Annotated in this window: 15 protein-coding genes and 1 riboswitch; of the genes, 10 read left to right on the top strand and 5 right to left on the bottom strand. The window is 72.0% G+C overall.

All coding sequences use genetic code 11. The features are described 5' to 3' along the window. Nucleotides 1-49: 49 nt before the first annotated feature. Entirely contained in the window at nucleotides 50-1114 is a 1065-nt protein-coding gene (gene trpD / locus G9272_RS13310; RefSeq protein WP_171396781.1) for an anthranilate phosphoribosyltransferase, read from the top strand. 79 nt (nucleotides 1115-1193) lie between these two features. Further along, nucleotides 1194-1310, top strand: a riboswitch (SAM riboswitch). Between the two features lie 180 nt (nucleotides 1311-1490). Further along, on the top strand, nucleotides 1491-2852 hold the full coding sequence (locus G9272_RS13305) for an aminotransferase class V-fold PLP-dependent enzyme (RefSeq protein WP_171396780.1): 1362 nt from the start codon (nucleotides 1491-1493) through the stop codon (nucleotides 2850-2852). A gap of 32 nt (nucleotides 2853-2884) precedes the next feature. On the opposite strand, the gene G9272_RS13300 is transcribed toward G9272_RS13305, so the two are convergent. Both G9272_RS13300 and G9272_RS13295 read right to left on the bottom strand, forming a co-directional pair. Further along, nucleotides 2885-3166 (bottom strand): Lrp/AsnC family transcriptional regulator, encoded by a 282-nt coding sequence (locus G9272_RS13300; RefSeq protein ID WP_020129992.1) that lies wholly within the window; start codon nucleotides 3164-3166, stop codon nucleotides 2885-2887. Then, nucleotides 3163-3948: a rhomboid family intramembrane serine protease gene (locus G9272_RS13295; protein ID WP_171396779.1), complete on the bottom strand. Its 786-nt coding sequence runs from the start codon at nucleotides 3946-3948 to the stop codon at nucleotides 3163-3165. Before G9272_RS13295 ends, G9272_RS13300 begins: the two co-directional genes overlap by 4 nt. A gap of 174 nt (nucleotides 3949-4122) precedes the next feature. On the opposite strand from G9272_RS13295, the gene G9272_RS13290 reads away from it, so the two are divergent. The 5 genes from G9272_RS13290 to G9272_RS13270 all read left to right on the top strand — a co-directional run bounded on the left by G9272_RS13290 (nucleotide 4123) and on the right by G9272_RS13270 (nucleotide 9453). Beyond that, nucleotides 4123-4362: a hypothetical protein gene (locus G9272_RS13290; RefSeq protein WP_020129990.1), complete on the top strand. Its 240-nt coding sequence runs from the start codon at nucleotides 4123-4125 to the stop codon at nucleotides 4360-4362. A gap of 37 nt (nucleotides 4363-4399) precedes the next feature. Further along, nucleotides 4400-5743: an NYN domain-containing protein gene (locus tag G9272_RS13285; RefSeq protein WP_171396778.1), complete on the top strand. Its 1344-nt coding sequence runs from the start codon at nucleotides 4400-4402 to the stop codon at nucleotides 5741-5743. A 211-nt stretch (nucleotides 5744-5954) separates the two neighbouring features. Continuing rightward, on the top strand, nucleotides 5955-6989 hold the full coding sequence (locus G9272_RS13280; protein WP_171396777.1) for a C40 family peptidase: 1035 nt from the start codon (nucleotides 5955-5957) through the stop codon (nucleotides 6987-6989). Nucleotides 6990-7188: 199 nt separating this feature from the next. Then, nucleotides 7189-8211, top strand: a complete 1023-nt coding sequence (locus tag G9272_RS13275; RefSeq protein WP_171396776.1) for a C40 family peptidase — start codon at nucleotides 7189-7191, stop codon at nucleotides 8209-8211. A gap of 39 nt (nucleotides 8212-8250) precedes the next feature. After that, nucleotides 8251-9453 (top strand): hypothetical protein, encoded by a 1203-nt coding sequence (locus tag G9272_RS13270; RefSeq protein ID WP_171396775.1) that lies wholly within the window; start codon nucleotides 8251-8253, stop codon nucleotides 9451-9453. On the opposite strand, the gene G9272_RS13265 is transcribed toward G9272_RS13270, so the two are convergent. Next, nucleotides 9441-9971 (bottom strand): PadR family transcriptional regulator, encoded by a 531-nt coding sequence (locus tag G9272_RS13265; RefSeq protein WP_171396774.1) that lies wholly within the window; start codon nucleotides 9969-9971, stop codon nucleotides 9441-9443. The genes G9272_RS13270 and G9272_RS13265 overlap by 13 nt on opposite strands. Nucleotides 9972-10087: 116 nt before the next feature. On the opposite strand from G9272_RS13265, the gene G9272_RS13260 reads away from it, so the two are divergent. Next, nucleotides 10088-11416: an MATE family efflux transporter gene (locus G9272_RS13260; protein ID WP_171396773.1), complete on the top strand. Its 1329-nt coding sequence runs from the start codon at nucleotides 10088-10090 to the stop codon at nucleotides 11414-11416. On the opposite strand, the gene G9272_RS13255 is transcribed toward G9272_RS13260, so the two are convergent. Continuing rightward, nucleotides 11377-12612, bottom strand: a complete 1236-nt coding sequence (locus G9272_RS13255) for a glycosyltransferase family 87 protein (RefSeq protein ID WP_171396772.1) — start codon at nucleotides 12610-12612, stop codon at nucleotides 11377-11379. The two genes, G9272_RS13260 and G9272_RS13255, sit on opposite strands and share 40 nt — an antisense overlap. Nucleotides 12613-12690: 78 nt before the next feature. On the opposite strand from G9272_RS13255, the gene G9272_RS13250 reads away from it, so the two are divergent. Beyond that, complete coding sequence (locus G9272_RS13250; protein WP_171396771.1) at nucleotides 12691-13833, top strand: glycosyltransferase family 4 protein; 1143 nt, start codon at nucleotides 12691-12693, stop codon at nucleotides 13831-13833. A gap of 180 nt (nucleotides 13834-14013) precedes the next feature. Here G9272_RS13250 and G9272_RS13245 read toward each other — a convergent pair whose 3' ends face one another. Continuing rightward, nucleotides 14014-15810 (bottom strand): AMP-dependent synthetase/ligase, encoded by a 1797-nt coding sequence (locus G9272_RS13245; RefSeq protein WP_171396770.1) that lies wholly within the window; start codon nucleotides 15808-15810, stop codon nucleotides 14014-14016. A gap of 348 nt (nucleotides 15811-16158) precedes the next feature. Between G9272_RS13245 and G9272_RS13240 the strand changes: the two genes are divergently transcribed. Then, on the top strand, nucleotides 16159-16914 hold the full coding sequence (locus tag G9272_RS13240; protein WP_171401963.1) for a metallophosphoesterase family protein: 756 nt from the start codon (nucleotides 16159-16161) through the stop codon (nucleotides 16912-16914). Nucleotides 16915-16928: the final 14 nt, after the last annotated feature.

Raw genomic sequence — 16928 nt, 5'->3', positions numbered from 1 at the left:
AGGCGCACGACGACACACGACGCACACGACGACACACGCAGGAGCGGCTATGAGCGCTGTGACCCCCGCTGGAGGCGACACCGCGGCGGGCCGTTCCTGGCCCGAGGTGCTGAACGGCCTGCTGTACGGTCGCGACCAGGACGCCGACGCCACGTTCTGGGCGCTGGACCGGATCATGCGCGGCGAGGCCACCGACGCGCAGATCGCCGGGTTCGTGGTGGCGCTGCGGGCCAAGGGCGAGACCGTCGCGGAGATCAACGGGCTCGTCCGGGCGATGTACGAGCACGCCAACCTGATCGAGGTGCCCGGCCCGACCGTCGACATCGTCGGCACGGGCGGCGACGGCGCGAAGACGGTCAACATCTCCACGATGTCCGCGATCGTCGTGGCCGGCACGGGTGCCACGGTCGTCAAGCACGGCAACCGGGCCGCGTCCTCCGCGTCCGGCGCCTCGGACGTCCTGGAGAAGCTCGGCGTCAATCTGGAGCTGACCCCGCGGCGCGTTGCCGAGGTGGCCCAGGAGGCCGGGATCACCTTCTGCTTCGCGATCAAGTTCCACCCGGCGCTGCGTCATGTGGGCGCCGCGCGCGGCCAGTTGGGCATCCGCACGGTGTTCAACGTGCTCGGCCCGCTGACCAACCCCGCCAAGGTACGGGCCCAGGCGGTCGGGGTCGCGGACCCGCGGATGGCGCCGGTCGTCGCCGGCGTCTTCGCCGAGCGCGGCAACTCGTCCCTGGTCTTCCGGGGCGACGACGGTCTCGACGAGCTGACCACGACGGCCACGTCCCATGTGTGGGTCGTCCGTGACGGCAAGGTCACCGAGGAGACCTTCGACCCGCGTGACGTCGGGCTCGAGCTGGTCCCGGTCGAGGCCCTGCGGGGCGGCGACCCGTCGTACAACGCGGAGGTCGCCCGCCGTCTCCTGGAGGGCGAGTCCGGCCCGGTGCGGGACGCCGTGCTGCTGAACTCGGCGGCAGCCCTGGTGGCCCTGGAGCCGGGCTCCGGCACCCTTGCCGAGCAACTGCGCGTCGGCATGGACAAGGCGGCCGAGTCGATCGACTCGGGTGCGGCCAAGCGGGCGCTGGACCGCTGGGTCGCCGCCACCAACGCGTGACGCCTCACCGCTGATGGCCGTCCCGCGATCCGGACACGGGTTGCGGGACGGCGATCACTTCACGTACGTTCCTGTGTCAGGTCATGAGTGACAGTCATGAGGCCCCGGCCGACTGTCCGGCAACCCTCCGTCCGTGGCGGGGTGCCCCGGGTGAAGACCAGGCCGTAGGCAGCGAGGTCTACGGCAAGCGCGGACCCCTCGCACTCTTCTGAGTGAGTACCGCCAGGGGTCCTGGTCGTTCGAGGGAGCCTTCCGTGAGCAAGCGAATGCGATAGGGCGTAGAGCCCCGCCTCCGCATACCCCTTTCACCTTCCCCCGTGCTCGAGCCATGCCCGCTCGCACGGTGGTTCCCCCTTGCCTCTCACGGGAGTTCGCCATGTCTGTCTCCACCGCTGCCACCGCCCGTACCGTTTGTGCACCGCTGCCCGTTCTCGGCCGGGATGTCACGGTCCCGCTCGTGACGGGCGGCGAGGTCAGCTACGCGGCGCTCGACTACGCGGCCAGCGCCCCCGCCCTCCAGCGCGTCTGGGACGACGTGGCGGCCTACGCCCCGTACTACGGCAGCGTCCACCGGGGCGCCGGCTACCTCTCGCAGCTGTCCACGGACCTCTTCGAGAACGCCCGCAGGACGGTGGCCGAGTTCCTGGACTGCCGCCCCGACGACCAGCTGGTCTTCACCCGCTCGACGACGGACTCCCTCAACCTGCTGGCGCGGGCCCTGCCCGCCGGCTGCCAGGTCTTCGTCTTCGAGACCGAGCACCACGCCTCGCTGCTGCCCTGGCAGGACGCCCGGGTCACCTACCTCAACGCCCCGCGCACCCCGCGCCAGGCCGTCGAGGCGCTGGAGCGGGCCCTCGCCGACCGTGACCCCTACGGCCCGGCCCTGGTCTGTGTCACCGGTGCCTCGAACGTCACCGGCGAGCTGTGGCCGGTACGCGAGCTGGCGGCCGCCGCACACGCGCACGGGGCCCGGATCGTCCTGGACGCGGCCCAGCTGGCCCCGCACCACCCGGTCTCCGTGCAGGAGCTCGACGTCGACTGGGTCGCCTTCTCCGGTCACAAGCTGTACGCGCCCTTCGGCTCCGGGGTGCTGGCCGGCCGCGCCGACTGGCTGGTGGAGGCCGACCCGTACCTCGCGGGCGGCGGCGCCAGCCGCAAGGTCACGCGGCGCGAGGACGGGGGAGTGGACGTGGAGTGGCACGAGAGCGCCGCCCGCCACGAGGCCGGCTCCCCGAACGTGATCGGCGCCTACTCCATCGCCTCGGCGTGCAAGGCCCTCACCGAGGCGGGCTTCGACAGCCTGGTCGCCCGGGAGGAGTACCTGATCGCGAAGGTGCGGGCCGGTCTGGCCGAGGTCCCGCAGGTGAGGGTGCTGTCCCTGTTCGGCGACGACGCCCCGCGGGTCGGCGTGATCTCCTTCGTCGTCGAGGGCTGGAACAGCTCCCACTTCGCCGCCGCCCTCTCCGCCGAGTACGGCATCGGGGTCCGCGACGGCCTCTTCTGCGCCCACCCCCTGGTCCGCACGCTGCTGGGCAGCGACCCCCAGACCCAGGGCGAGTGCGGCGCCCCCGAGGCGGCTCCCGGCGAGAAGTCCCTCAACGCCATCCGGGTCAGCTTCGGCGCGGGAACCCCGGACGAGCACGTGGAGCGCTTCGTGAACGCGGTGCGCGAACTGGTGAGCGAGGGCGCGCAGTGGCAGTACCGGACGGAAGACGGCCGCTGCGTGCCCGCGGTCTGAGCGACGGGCCGCCGGAGGCGGTGTTCAGTCGGTCAGGAGTCCAGCCCGATCGCGAACGCCGCCTCCAGGTCGTGCTGCGAGTAGGTACGGAAGGCGACGTGCGTGTCCGTGCCCTCCACCCCGGGGATCTTGCTGATGCTGCCCGGGATGACCTCCGCCAGGTCCTCGTGCTCCTTCACCCGCACCATGGCGATCAGGTCGTACGTCCCGGTGACGGAGAAGACCTCGCTGACGGAGTCCAGCGAGGCGATCCGCTCCGCGATCTCGGGAATCCGGTCCACGCTGGTCTTGATGAGGACGATCGCGGTGATCACGGCTGGTTCTCTCCCTCGGGGGCCGGAGCTGGGGCGGCCTTCACTCTAGCCGCCCGCCCGTCTCCCACCGCCGCCCTTCCGGGGCCGCCCTTCGGGCCTTGCTCGGTTCCGAAACGGGCCCAGGCGTAGAGGAGCCCCAGGCCGAAGCCCACCAGGTGCGCCAGATAGGCCACCCCCGGCCCCTGGGCGGCCCGCCCCGCCGCCACCCACTGGAGGGCCGCCCAGAAGGGCAGCACGACCCAGGCGGGAAAGCGCAGCGGCAGAAAGAACAGGAACGGCAGGAGACTGGTCACCCGCGCCCGGGGGAACAGGTACAGAAACGCGCCGAGGACCGCGGAGATCGCCCCGGAGGCGCCGACCAGGGACTGCGACGACTCGGCGTTGGCGGCGGCGTAGCCCAGCAGGGCCAGGTAGCCGCAGCCGAGGTAGAAGAGCGTGAACTCGACGCGGCCCATCCGGTCCTCGGTCATCGTCCCGAAGACGTAGAGGAAGAGCATGTTGCCCAGCAGGTGCACCCAGCTGCCGTGGACGAAGAGGGCCGTGGCCGGGGTCAGGACGGCCCGTGGCGCACCCTCGAAGAGCTCGCCGGGCACCACGCCCCAGCGCCGGAAGTAGGCGCGCTGCGCGGCCAGCAGCTCGTCGCCGGAGCCGTACCCCGGATTGAAGCCCGAGGCGGGCCCGATCAGGAAGATCAGGCAGCACAGGGCGATCAGTGCGTAGGTCACCGGCGCCGGGCGGTTGCGGACCACCCTGCCGACCGTCCCGTTCCAGTTGCCGATCATGGGAACAAAGCATGGCGTAACCGGACGCACTCTCCCGGACCGCCTCGCCGCCGCGGACGGATGGGCGGCGAGTACCCGCCAGGCCGTAGGGTTACGAGCCATACGCGCGGGGGAGCCTCCGGCCCGACCCCGGCAACCGGAAGCACGACACTAGAAGGAAGCGGAAAGCCAACGATGACGGTTCCCCTGCCGACCGCCGCGACGCGGTGGCGCTGCACGCTCTGCGGCAACCTCACGCGGTTCGACGTGACGCGCTCGTCGAAGGTCGTCGAGTACGTACACCTCGACCTCGCCGGTGAGCCGAAGGTCGAGGAGCGCGAGGTGGTCAGTGAGACCATCGAGTCGGTGCGGTGCCGCTGGTGCAACGCCGTGGACCAGGTGGAACTCGTGGATCGGCCGGGCGCCGGCTCCTGACGGGAGGCGGCCGCGCACAGGTATTGGGGTGTGACGGATGGTGGAGAGCGCAGGCGGGGGGCCGGGCGACGGCGCCGCCGAGATGCTCGACCGTCCGCTGCCGGACGGCGTGCGGCGCAGGGTCGTACAGATCGTCTCCGACGGCTTCGGTGGGCTGACCGTCGGCGAACTGCCCGTTCAGTTGCGGCAGTACGCCCGGTTCGCACCGAACCGGCGGGCGAAGTTCGCGGGCAACGCGATGGCGGCCGCGCTGGAAACCGATCCGCTCTTCCGGCAGCGCATCGCCGAGAAGTTCAGAGAGGCCCAGCCGGAACTGGCCGGCGCTCTCGACTCCGGCTCGCCGACCCCGGCCGCGGACCCGCACGAAGTGGCGGCCGCGGCCTATGTGCTGCGGCCCACCGGCTGGGTGAAGCTGGTCACCGCGGCCGGCGAGGAGGCCCAGCGGGCGGACGCCGAGCGGGCCGACGAGGAGAGCCGGGCCGAACTGGAGCGGCTGCGCGAGGAGCTCGACCGGGTCCGTGAGCAGTCCCGGGTCGGCACCGAGGGGCTGCGCGCCGAACTGGACGCCGCGAAGAAGGAAGCGGAATCGCTCCATCGCAAGCTGCGTTCGGCCCTCAGCGACGTCAAGCGGGGCGAGGCCGCGCTGCGCAAGGTGCGCGGCGAGCTGGACACCGTGCGCGCCGAGGGGCAGACCCAGGTGTCGGCCGCGGAGAGCGATGCCCGGCGGCTGAAGGCGCGGCTCGGCGAGGTGGAGGCGGCGCTGGAGGCCACCCGGCGGGCGGCGCGCGAGGGCCGCAGCGTCGAGGACATGCGGGTGCGGCTGCTGCTGGACACGGTGCTCGACGCGGCCCAAGGGCTGCGGCGGGAGCTGGCGTTGCCGCCGGTGTCGGTGCGTCCGGCGGAGACCGTCGACGCGGTCGAACCGGGACGAATGACCCCGAAGGACATCGCCACGCGCGCCCTGTCGGAGAACGATCCGGCCATTCTCGACCAGTTGCTCGCGCTGCCCCAGGCCCATCTCGTCGTCGACGGCTACAACGTCACCAAGACCGGTTATCCGCAGATGCCGTTGGAGAAGCAGCGGCTCAGGCTCCTCGGGCAGCTCTCGCAGCTCGCCGCGCAGACCGGCGCCGAGGTCACCTGTGTCTTCGATGGCGCCGAACTGGCCGCTCCGGTGCTGCTCGCGCCGCCGCGCGGGGTGCGGGTGCTGTTCTCCAGGCCGGGTGTCACGGCCGACGAGCTGATCCGTCAGCTGGTGCGGGCCGAGCCGCCGGGCCGGCCGGTCATCGTCGCCTCGACCGATCGCGAGGTGGCCGACGGGATCGCCAAGGCGGGTGCCCGACCGGTGGCTTCCGCGGTACTTCTGAAGCGACTGTCCTAAACGTCGAAGTTCCAGGTTTATTGCCCGAATTGGCGGGATCGTCACGCAACGTAGCGTCAATCGAGCATGACTACACGTGAGTTGATTGAAAAAACTGCGTTGCGTGATGGGTTTTTTTCTCCTGAGGATTTGAACTGATCACGGCGAGGTCACTAAGGTCAGGGCTCGAATCTCCAAACGGGTGATCACTCAAAAGAAGGAGCCCGTCTCCGTGGCGTCCCATCGTCGACCGAAGCAGCCGAGTCGCGCGCGCGTGACCGTGCTGACCACCGCAGCCGCCGCTGCCGTCGTACTGAGCTCACAGGCCGCCAACGCGGCGCCCAGCGAGAAGCTCACGAAGGACGAGGTCAAGACCAAGGTCGACAAGCTCTACGAAGACGCGGAGCAGGCCACCGAGAAGTACAACGGTGCCAAGGAGAAGCAGGAGAAGCTCCAGAAGGAGATCTCCACCATCCAGGACAACGTCGCCCGCGGTCAGGCCGACCTCAACGAGCTGCGCGACTCCATGGGCCTGGCGGCCGCGGCCCAGTACCGCACCGGGTCCATAGACCCCTCCCTCCAGCTGCTCCTCTCCTCGAACCCGGACGACTACCTGGACAAGGCGTCCGCCGCCGACCAGCTCAGCGCCCAGCAGGTCGAGGCGCTGAAGAAGATCCAGGAGAAGCAGCGCGAGCTCGCCCAGGAGCGCAGCGAGGCCTCCACCAAGCTCAAGGACCTCGCCACCACCCGCACCGAACTGGGCAAGAAGAAGAAGGAAGTCCAGGCCAAGCTCACCGAGGCGCGCAAGCTCCTCAACACGCTGACGGCCAAGGAGCAGGCGTCCCTCGCCGCCGCCGACGACCGCGCCAGCCGCGACGCCGGCGAGCGCGTGGACCTCGGCGACGCCCCGGCGGGTTCCGGCCGGGCCATGGCCGCCTTCCAGGCCGCGCAGAGCCAGCTCGGCAAGCCCTACCAGTACGGCGCCACCGGCACCGCCACGTACGACTGCTCGGGCCTGACCTCCTGGGCCTACGCCCAGGCCGGCGTCTCCATCCCGCGTACCTCGCAGGCCCAGGCCAACGCCGGCACGCGCATCTACTCGCAGAGCGCCCTCAAGGTCGGCGACCTGGTCATCTTCTACGGCGACCAGCACCACGTCGGCTTCTACGCGGGCAACGGCCAGGTGCTGCACGCCCCGCGCACCGGCACCGTCGTGCGCTACGAGTCGATCAACAACATGCCGTTCCAGTTCGGCGTCCGGATCTGATCCGTCCCGAGATCGGGACACCACGCCGCCCGAACGGGCGAATTACGACAACGAGAAGTGACCCCACGCCCCGCCGGTGACCTGCGTCAGCGGCGGGGCGTCACTGTGTGTTGCCGCCGAGGTCTTTGGCCGACCCCCCACCGCGGGGCTACTGTCTGCCGCGTTTCCCTGTCCGCCAGCGGAAGGAGCGCGGCATCCCGTGGGGTCCCATCGCCGCCATGCACAGTCCGGGTTCGACCGGGGCGCCAGTAGCGCCCTGAGCGTGCTGTCCGTCGCGGCCGCCGCACTCGGCGCCGTGTCCGCCGTACCGGCCACGGCCGCTCCGCACGACGACACCCGTGCCGAGGTGGACCGTCTCTACGAGGAGGCCGAGAAGGCCACCGAGGCCTACAACACGGCCGACGAGCGCGCCGACACCCTGCGGGGGCAGGTCGGCGTGGCCCAGGACCACATCGCCCGGCAGCAGGAGCGCATCAACGGCCTTCGCGAGCAGCTCGGTTCGCTGGCCGGGGCCCAGTACCGCTCCGGCGGTCTCGACCCCTCCCTGGCGCTGCTGTTCTCCGACGACCCGGAGGACTACCTCGCCAAGGCGTCCGTCCTCGACCGGATCACCGCCCACCAGGCCGGCGAGCTGAGGGAGCTCCAGGGCGCCATGCGGGAACTCACCCAGGAGCGCGCCGAGGCCGCGGGCAAGCTCGCCGAGCTGGAGAAGAGCCGCAAGGCCGTGGCGCGGCACAAGCGGACCGTGGAACAGAAGCTCGCCAAGGCGCGGCAGCTGCTCAACGCCCTGCCGTCCGCCGAGCGGGCCGCCTTCGACCGGGCCTCCCGCTCCGGCCGCGACACCATGCCCGGCCTCTCGGGCGCCGTCCCGGCCTCCGGCCGCGCGGGTGCCGCCGTGGCCGCCGTGCGCTCCGCGCTGGGCAGGCCGTACGTCTGGGGCGCCAACGGGCCCACCGGGTTCGACTGTTCGGGCCTCGTGCAGTGGTCGTACGCGCAGGCCGGGATCTCGCTGCCGCGCACCTCGCAGGCCCAGGCGCACGCGGGCCGGCGGGTGCCGCTGTCCCAGGCCCAGCCCGGTGACATCGTCACCTACCGCTCCGACGCCAGCCATGTCGGCATGTACGTCGGCAACGGGCAGGTCATCCACGCCCCCTATCCGGGCGCGCCGGTGCGCTACGACCCGGTCGGGATGATGCCGGTCTCGTCCGTCACCCGGCCCTGAGCGGCGCCCGCGCGGGGCCGCCGCCGTACGATCGGGAGGATGGCTGGTCGAGGGCGGGCGCGCGGACCCGGGGTCCTGGGGCTCTGTCTGCTGCTCGTCTCGCTCCTCGGTTGTCTGGTCGGCTGCGGCGGACGGGCCACTGCGGACGACGCGAAGGCCGACGTGCAGCGGGTCCTCGACCGGCGGGCCGCCGCGGTCCTCGGCCATGACCAGGGCGCCTACGCGGCCACCGGCGCCGCCACCGGGTACGCCGCGGTGCGGGCCGTTCCGCTGGCGGCCTGGTCGTACCGCGTGACGGCGCTCCACCGCAGCGGGGACACCGCCACCGCCGACGCCGAACTGAGCTACCGCGTCGACGGCTACGACAAGGCCCCGGTGACCACGGCCCGCGTGCTGCGCCTGACCCGTGACGGGTCCGGCCGGTGGTCGGTGGCCTCGGACAAGCCCGCGACGAAAGTCGGCGAGCAGCTGTGGGACCAGGGCACGGTGAGCGTCGTGCGGGGCGCGCACAGTCTCGTGCTGGGGGTCGGGCAGTCCGACGCGCGGCTGCGCTCCTTCGCCGAGCTGGCCGACGACGCCGTCCCGGAGGTCTCGGCGGCCTGGGGCACCGGCTGGGCGGGGCACCTCGTCGTCCTCGTACCGAAGTCGCTGGAGGGCATGGCGGGGCTGCTCGGCTCGCCCGCCTCCTCCTACCGGGGGATCGCCGCGGTCACCACGGGCGAGACGGGCGGCGGGGCCAGGACGCCCGCGGACCGGATCATCGTCAACCCGGACGCCTACGGCATGCTCGGCCGGGTCGGCCGGCAGGTGGTCCTCACCCACGAGGCCACCCATGTCGCGACGCGCGCCCACACCAACGCGGCCACCCCGCTGTGGCTGTCCGAGGGGTACGCCGACTGGGTGGGCTACCGCGGCACCGGCCGCACCCCCGCCGAGGTCGCCCCGGAGCTCCAGCACGCCGTCACGGACGGCACCGTCCCGGCGGCGCTGCCCGCCGACGGCGATTTCGGCTTCTCCGGCGACGCCGACCGGCTGGCCCAGGCGTACGAGAGCGGCTGGCTGGCCTGCCGGATGATCGCCGAGCGGTGGGGCGAGGTGAAGCTGGACGCGTTCTACCGGGCCGTGGGGGAGCACCGGAAGAGGCCGGGGGCTGTGGAGGGCGCGCTGAAGAGCGTGCTGGGCACCTCTCTCGCGGAGTTCACGGCGGACTGGCAGGGCTACCTGAAGGCTCAGCTCGCCTGAGTCAGCTGCTCGATCGCCTCGCGCAGCCAGGTCCGCTCCGCCTCGCCCGTCGCCCGGGCGACCCGCAGCATGCCCTGCCGGAACAGGTCCCCGGTCTCCTCCGCCCGTACGGGCTTCCCCTCGGCGTAGAAGAAGCTCGTGGGCGTCTCGAGGAAGTCCAGACGGCGGCGCAGGACGGCTGCCTGCTCCCGGCGGTCGGGCAGGTGCCGCAGGAACGCGAGGACCGTGTTGAAGCGGACGTGGTCGGTGATCTCCGGCTGCCGGGGGTGGCGGAGACGCTCCAGCAGGTCCGCCCGGCCCTCGTCGGTGAGGGAGAGCACCCGGCGGGGGGCCGCGCCCGCGCCGTCCTCCCGGTGCTGGTCGAGCTTGCCGGCGGTGACGAGACGGGTGATCGCCGGATAGAGCGCGCCGTCGCTGACCGGACGGACATGGCCGGTCAGCGCCTTGATCCGTTCCTTCAACTCGTAGCCGTGCAACGGCTCTTCGGCCAGGAAGCCGAGGATCGACAGCTCGAGCATGGCCCTCCCTTGCGGACGCGATGTCGCCATGCTACCTCTTATCGAGCTACCTCGTTTAGAGGTAGCTCGCTTCGAGGTGGCGTGTTCACAGGTGGTTCGTTCGAGGGGGATCCGTCATGGCCGGTCATCGCACACAGCTCGTATCGCTCGCCCGCCCCGTCTACTTCTCGCTCCTCGCCTCCGTCGGCGCCGGGATCATCAACACGGTCTGGGTGTCCCGGCTCGGCGGGCCCGCGGTGGCCGCCGTCGCGGTCGCCACCAACGTCGAGAACGTGCTGCTCGGTGTCGCGCTGGTCTTCGCCTCCGGCACGACGGTGCTGGTCGCGCACGCCAGAGGGGCCCGGGATCCGGGGGCCCTGCGCGCGGCCGTGCGGGGCGGCTGGGCGCTGTGCGCGGTGGTCACGCCGGTCGTCGCGGCGGGGGGCTTCCTGCTGCGTGAGCCGCTGGCCCGGCTGGTCCTCGGCGGGCACGGCGGCCCCGCCCTGCCCCTCGCCGTCTCCTACTTCGCGATCTCGATGCCGGGCATCGCCGTCTTCTTCGGCCAGCAGCTCGTCGACGGCATCCTCAAGGGGGCCGGCGACACCAGGACCCCGATGCGTCTGGCGCTGCTCGCCAACGGTCTGATCCTGGTCTGCGACCCGCTGTTCATCCATCACCACGGCGTCCGGGGCGCCGCCGTCTCCACGGTGCTGTGCCGGTGCGTGGCGCTCGGGGCCGGACTGTCGGCCCTGCGGCGCGACGCCGTGCTGCGGGCGGCCACCCGGGTGGCGCCCACGCTCTCCACCGGCGCCTCGCTGCGCCGCACCCTGACGACCGGGCTGCCGATGGCCGCCGACTTCACCCTGCGCCAGGGCGGCGCGCTCGCCCTGGTCGCCGTGGTGGCTCGGCTCGGGGTGACGGCGGTGGCCGCCTACTCGATCGCGTACAAGGTCATGTACGTGGCGACCATGGCCTTCTACGCCGTCCGCCAGGCCGCCTCCATCCACACCGCGCACACCCGGGGCGAGGGCCGGGAGGAGCGCCGGGCGATCGGGCGGCAGGCCGTGCTCGTCTCCGGGAGCGTCGGTCTCGTCGCCGCCGTGCTGCTGTGCGCGACGGCCCCCTGGGTCATGGCCGCCTTCGGCGCCGGGCCCGCCGTGGCCCGTGAGGGCGTGCTGTTCCTGCGCTGCGTCGGGCCGTATCTGCTGCTCATGGCCGGGTTCATCGCACTGGGCGGGGTCTTCGAGGGAAGCGGGGGCGCGCCCGTGCTGCTGCGGGTGACCGTGCTCGGCACGGCCGTCCAGCTGCCGCTGGCGTACGCGCTCTCGGGGCTCGGGCTGCCGGGGGTGTGTCTGGCGCTGGCGCTCGGGATGACGGTGCAGTGCCTGGTGGTGGGGGTGGTGCTGCGGCGGGCGTGGCCCGGGCGTCAGGGCGAGACCGCGGGCTCGCTGGTGCGGGCGGCCTGACCGGTAGGGGGAGCGGGGGCGGCCGCCGGCACCGTCGAGCGCCACAGTCGTACGGCCGCGGTGAGCGCGGCGGCCATCAGCAGGCCGTTGCGCAGGAACAGGAGGGTGAGGCCGAGCGGGCTGCTCGCGACGACGTCCGCGAAGAAGACGGGGAACTCCAGCACCGTCACGAAGGACGCGGCCAGGACCAGGACGGCGGGCAGGGCCATACAGCCGGCACGGAAGCACAGGCAGACCGCCGCGAGGCCGATCAGCCACACCAGGTACTGCGGGCTGATCACCCGGCTGGTGACGGTGAACAGCAGGACCGCCGTGAACGCCGCCTCCGCGAGCGTCTGCGGCGCGAAGCGCCTCGCCGTCAGCCGCCACAGCAGCAGCCAGCCGAACGCGACCGCCGTCAGCCCCAGGGCCACGTCGCTCACCACGCCGACGTACGGGCCGAGGAACTCCAGGGAGCCGTAGTGGAGCAGCACCTGGCCCCGCCAGCCGAACTGCCGGGCCACATGCAGGGCGAGCGCGCCCAGTGACTCCACCTCGGTGCCCCGGTCGCGCTGGAAGGTCAGGAAGGCGAAGGCGCCGGGCATGGCCAGGGCGAACAGCGCGGCCAGCGCGCCGACGGTCAGCGCCGCCGCGCCCCAGGCCCGCTTGCGCACGGCGCCCGCCAGCAGCAGTACGGGCCACACCTTCAGCAGCACCGCGAGACCCGTCAGCGCGCCCATCACCCGGGGCCGCCGGACGCCGGCGACCAGCGCGGCGACCGCGACCGCCGTCACCATCACGTCGTAGCGGGAGTAGACGGTGGGACCGAGCAGGGGCACGCCCGCCACCCACATCCAGGCGCCGCGCGGCGACCGCCCGGGGCGCAGGCCCGTGTTCAGCAGCAGCATGAGGACGGCCAGGTCGGCGAGGAAGGCCAGGACGAAGAAGGCCGACGCGTAGTCGAGGAAGGGCAGCAGACCGGGGGAGAGGATCGCGAGCGCGGCGGCGGGCGGGTACTGCCAGGTGACGTCGGCGGCCGGGAACGTGCCGCCGCTCAGCACCTCGTACCAGCCCTGGTAGGTGACGGAGATGTCGCTGGTGACGTCCGGGCCGGGGAAGAGGAACACCTTGAAGACGAAGAGCAGCAGCGCGAGCCGGGTCACGCCCCAGGTCGTCAGCAGGCACGTCAGGGGCCGCCCCGCGGCCGTCGTCTCCATGGCGGACATGATCTCCCGCAGGGCTGTGAAGCGCGGTCGGGCGCGGCTGTGAATGGCGTTTGGATAGGGTCGGCTGCGATGCACAAGACCCTGATCGTGACGAACGACTTCCCGCCCCGCCCGGGCGGCATCCAGGCGTTCCTGCACAACATGGCGCTCCGGCTCGACCCCGACCGACTCGTCGTCTACGCGTCCACCTGGAAGCGTTCCCGCGAGGGTGTCGAGGCGACGGCCGCCTTCGACGCCGAGCAGCCCTTCACCGTCGTACGGGACTCCACGACGATGCTGCTGCCGACGCCCGGGGCGACCCGCCGGGCCGTCGGGCTGCTGCGGGAGCACGGGTGCACGTCGGTGTGGTTCGGGGCGGCGGCGCCGCTCGGGCTGATGGCGCCGGCGCTGCGCAGGGCGGGCGCCGAGCGGCTGGTGGCCACCACCCACGGGCACGAGGCCGGGTGGGCGCAGCTGCCCGCCGCCCGGCAGCTGCTCGGCCGGATCGGCGAGAGCACGGACACGATCACCTATCTCGGCGAGTACACCCGTTCGCGGATCGCGACCGCGCTGAGCGCCGGGGCGGCCGGGCGGATGGTGCAGCTGCCGCCGGGCGTCGACGAGAAGACCTTCCACCCGGGATCGGGCGGCGAGGAGGTGCGGGCGCGGCTCGGGCTGACCGACCGGCCGGTGGTGGTGTGCGTCTCGCGGCTCGTGCCGCGCAAGGGCCAGGACACGCTGATCCTCGCCATGCCGCGGATCCTGGCCGCCGAGCCGGAGGCGGTCCTGCTGATCGTCGGGGGCGGGCCGTACGAGAAGGACCTGCGCAGGCTCGCCCATGAGCGCGGGGTGGCGGACGCGGTGCGCTTCACCGGGGCGGTGCCCTGGTCGGAGCTGCCCGCCCACTACGGCGCCGGGGACGTGTTCGCGATGCCGTGCCGGACGCGGCGGGGCGGACTCGACGTCGAGGGGCTCGGGATCGTCTACCTGGAGGCGTCGGCGACCGGGCTGCCCGTCGTCGCCGGGGACTCGGGCGGGGCGCCCGACGCGGTGCTCGACGGGGAGACGGGGTGGGTCGTGCGGGGCGGTTCCCCGGCCGACGCTGCCGAGCGCATCGTCGCCCTGCTCGGGGACGCGGAGCTGCGCCGCCGGATGGGGGAGCGCGGGCGCGGCTGGGTGGAGGAGAAGTGGCGGTGGGACCTGCTGGCGGAGAAGTTGAAGACGTTGCTCTAGCTTTTCCCTCCGCGCGGCGAACTCCACCAGCTACCTACGTCACCGACGGCTCGCCGGTGCCGGGCGGCATCGGGGTGAACCCGTTCGTCAACGTCACCGTCCTCGCCGAACGCACGATGGCGCGGGTCCTCGTGGAGGACACCGCGCCATGACGCTCCGTCAGGAGGTCTTGAACAGCCGCTACTTGGCGTAGATCGCCTCGATCTCGCCCGCGTAGTCCTTCGCCACGACATTGCGCTTGAGCTTCAGCGACGGCGTGAGGTGGCCCGAGTCCTCTGTGAACTGGGAGGAGAGAATGCGGAACTTCCGCACCGATTCCGCCTTCGAGACCGCGGCGTTGCCGTCGTCGATCGCCGACTGGATGGCGGCCTGGAGGTCGACGTCCTCGCGCAGCGACGCCGCGGTCGAACCCGCCGGCTTGCCGTGGTCGGAAGCCCAGCGGCCCAGGAACTCCTCGTCGATGGTGACCAGCGCGCCCACGAACGGCCGCCCGTCGCCCACCACCATGCACTCCGCGACCAGCGCGTGCGCCCGGATCCGGTCCTCGATCACGGCCGGTGCGACGTTCTTGCCGCCCGCGGTGACGATGATCTCCTTCTTGCGCCCGGTGATCCGGAGGTAGCCGTCCTCGTCGAGGGTGCCGATGTCACCGGTGTGGAACCAGCCGTCGGCCAGCGCCTCGGCGGTCGCGACCGGGTTGTTCCAGTACTCCTTGAACAGGTGCTCGCCGTGCAGCAGCACCTCCCCGTCGTCCGCGATCCGCACGACCGAGCCGGGCAGCGGCTGACCGACCGTGCCGATCTTCTGCCGGTCCCAGGGGTTGAAGGCGGTGGCGGCGCAGGACTCCGTCAGGCCGTAACCCTCGAGGACGGTGAAGCCGATGCCGCGGAAGAAGTGACCGAGGCGCTCGCCCAGCGGGGCGCCGCCGGAGATCGCGTACTCGCCCTTGCCGCCGAGGACCGCGCGCAGCTTGCTGTAGACCAGCCGGTCGAAGACCTTGTGTTTGATCTTCAGTTTCAGCGGCGGGCCGGCCGGGAGCTCCAGCGCCTTGCTGTAGGCGATCGCGGTGTCGGCCGCCTTGTCGAAGATCGCGCCCTTGCCGTCCGCCTGCGCCTTGGCGCGCGCCGAGTTGTAGACCTTCTCGAAGACCCGCGGCACGCCCAGGATGAGCGTCGGGCGGAAGGCGGCCAGCTCGTCGGTGAGGTTCTTGATGTCCGGGACGGTGCCCAGCTTGATCGGCGCCATCATCGGGGCGATCTGCACCAGCCGGCCGAAGACGTGCGCGAGCGGGAGGAAGAGCAGCACGCTGCACTCGCCCGTGCGGAACAGCGGCCGCAGCCGCTCCACGACGTTCCCGCACTCGGCGAAGAAGCTGCGGTGGGTCAGCACACAGCCCTTGGGGCGGCCGGTCGTACCGGACGTGTACACGATGGTCGCCGGGTCGTCGGCCTTGGCCTGCGAGCTGCGCTCCTCGACGACCGCGTCGGAGACGTCCCTGCCGAGCCGCCCGAGCTCCTCGACACCCCCGGCCTCGATCTGCCAGACGTGCTTGAGCGCCGGCAGCGACTCGCGCACCGACTCCACGGCCGCCGTGTGGCTGTCCAGCTCGACGACGACGGCGGTCGCGCCCGAGTCGGAGAGGATCCACTGCACCTGCTCCGGGGAGCTGGTCTCGTACACCGGCACGGTGACCGCGCCGGCGCACCAGATCGCGAAGTCGAGCAGCGTCCACTCGTAGCGGGTGCGCGACATCAGGCCGACCCGGTCGCCGGGCTGGACGCCGGAGGCGATGAGGCCCTTGGCCGCGGCGTGCACCTCGGCCAGGAAGGCCGTGGCCGTCACGTCCTGCCAGGCGCCGCCCACCTTGCGGGCGATGACGGCGACGTCGGGATGCTGCGCGGCGTTTCTGCGGACGATGTCGGTCAGATTGCCGTCCGCAGGGACCTCGTACAAAGCCGGAAGGCTGAACTCGCGCAAGACTGCTGCTCCTCATAGGGCGCCGGCGCCACGACGTTGTGTGCTGCGACGATGCGGTCCAAGGCTCGGGACTGTGCTCGGGACCTCGGTGGATCTCGATGGTTGAAATCCTGAGCACGACTGGACTGCCCGGACGTTACCCGTCGGTATGGCGTCTTCGACAGGGGGGTCCGACGAGATGTTCGCTGCGTCACACAGATTGGTGTTTCCCGGCCGACAGTAGTCCACCGCTTTACTGACTGGCCAGTAACCGGTATCCCGATCGCCACTGTTCACGTATGCCGCACACGCCTACCCTTGATCGACATGGCATCCACACCGCCCGGAAACCGCCGGACACGCATCCACGTGGTCAGCGACGTGCACGGCAACGCGCGCGACCTGGCCCGGGCCGGAGAGGGCGCGGACGCACTGATCTGTCTGGGCGACCTGGTCCTGTTCCTGGACTACGCCGACCACTCCCGCGGGATCTTCCCCGACCTCTTCGGGGTGGACAACGCCGACCTCATCGTCGAACTGCGCACCGCCCGCCGCTTCGAGGAGGCCCGCGAGCTCGGCGCCCGGCTGTGGGGCGGCATCGGCGGCGACCGGGCGGCGCTGATCGAGCAGGCGGTCCGCAAGCAGTACGCCGAGCTGTTCCCGGCGTTCCCGACCCCGACGTACGCCACCTACGGCAACGTCGACATGCCGCGGCTGTGGCCCGAGTTCGCCGGGCCCGGCACGACCGTCCTGGACGGGGAGCGGGTGGAGATCGGCGGCCGGGTCTTCGGCTTCGTGGGCGGCGGCCTGAAGACCCCCATGCGCACGCCGTACGAGATCAGCGACGAGGAGTACGCGGCGAAGATCGAGGCCGTGGGCGAGGTGGACGTGCTGTGCACCCACATCCCGCCGGAGGTGCCGGAACTCGTCTACGACACCGTGGCCCGCCGCTTCGAGCGGGGCAGCCGGGCGCTGCTGGACGCCATCCGCCGCACCCGGCCCCGCTACGCGCTCTTCGGGCACGTCCACCAGCCGCTCGCCCGCCGGATGCGGGTCGGCGCGACCGAGTGCGTGAACGTGGGGCACTTCGCGGGAAGCGGGAAGCCGTGGGCGCTGGAGTGGTGACCGGGCGGTGACCC

The organism is Streptomyces asoensis, from assembly GCF_013085465.1.
Taxonomy (GTDB): domain Bacteria; phylum Actinomycetota; class Actinomycetes; order Streptomycetales; family Streptomycetaceae; genus Streptomyces; species Streptomyces cacaoi_A.
Note: the sequence above shows the minus strand (reverse complement) of the source record. Positions and strands in the feature narration are given on the sequence as shown.

What these genes read in the sequence shown, in the direction of transcription:
- G9272_RS13260 (WP_171396773.1), top strand. Translation starts at nt 10,088, where the DNA reads ATGGCCGGTCATCGCACACAGCTCGTATCGCTCGCCCGCCCCGTCTAC.
- G9272_RS13285 (WP_171396778.1), top strand. Translation starts at nt 4,400, where the DNA reads ATGGTGGAGAGCGCAGGCGGGGGGCCGGGCGACGGCGCCGCCGAGATG.
- G9272_RS13295 (WP_171396779.1), bottom strand. Translation starts at nt 3,948, where the DNA reads ATGATCGGCAACTGGAACGGGACGGTCGGCAGGGTGGTCCGCAACCGC.
- G9272_RS13270 (WP_171396775.1), top strand. Translation starts at nt 8,251, where the DNA reads ATGGCTGGTCGAGGGCGGGCGCGCGGACCCGGGGTCCTGGGGCTCTGT.
- G9272_RS13305 (WP_171396780.1), top strand. Translation starts at nt 1,491, where the DNA reads ATGTCTGTCTCCACCGCTGCCACCGCCCGTACCGTTTGTGCACCGCTG.
- G9272_RS13265 (WP_171396774.1), bottom strand. Translation starts at nt 9,971, where the DNA reads ATGCTCGAGCTGTCGATCCTCGGCTTCCTGGCCGAAGAGCCGTTGCAC.
- G9272_RS13290 (WP_020129990.1), top strand. Translation starts at nt 4,123, where the DNA reads ATGACGGTTCCCCTGCCGACCGCCGCGACGCGGTGGCGCTGCACGCTC.
- trpD (WP_171396781.1), top strand. Translation starts at nt 50, where the DNA reads ATGAGCGCTGTGACCCCCGCTGGAGGCGACACCGCGGCGGGCCGTTCC.
- G9272_RS13255 (WP_171396772.1), bottom strand. Translation starts at nt 12,612, where the DNA reads ATGGAGACGACGGCCGCGGGGCGGCCCCTGACGTGCCTGCTGACGACC.
- G9272_RS13250 (WP_171396771.1), top strand. Translation starts at nt 12,691, where the DNA reads ATGCACAAGACCCTGATCGTGACGAACGACTTCCCGCCCCGCCCGGGC.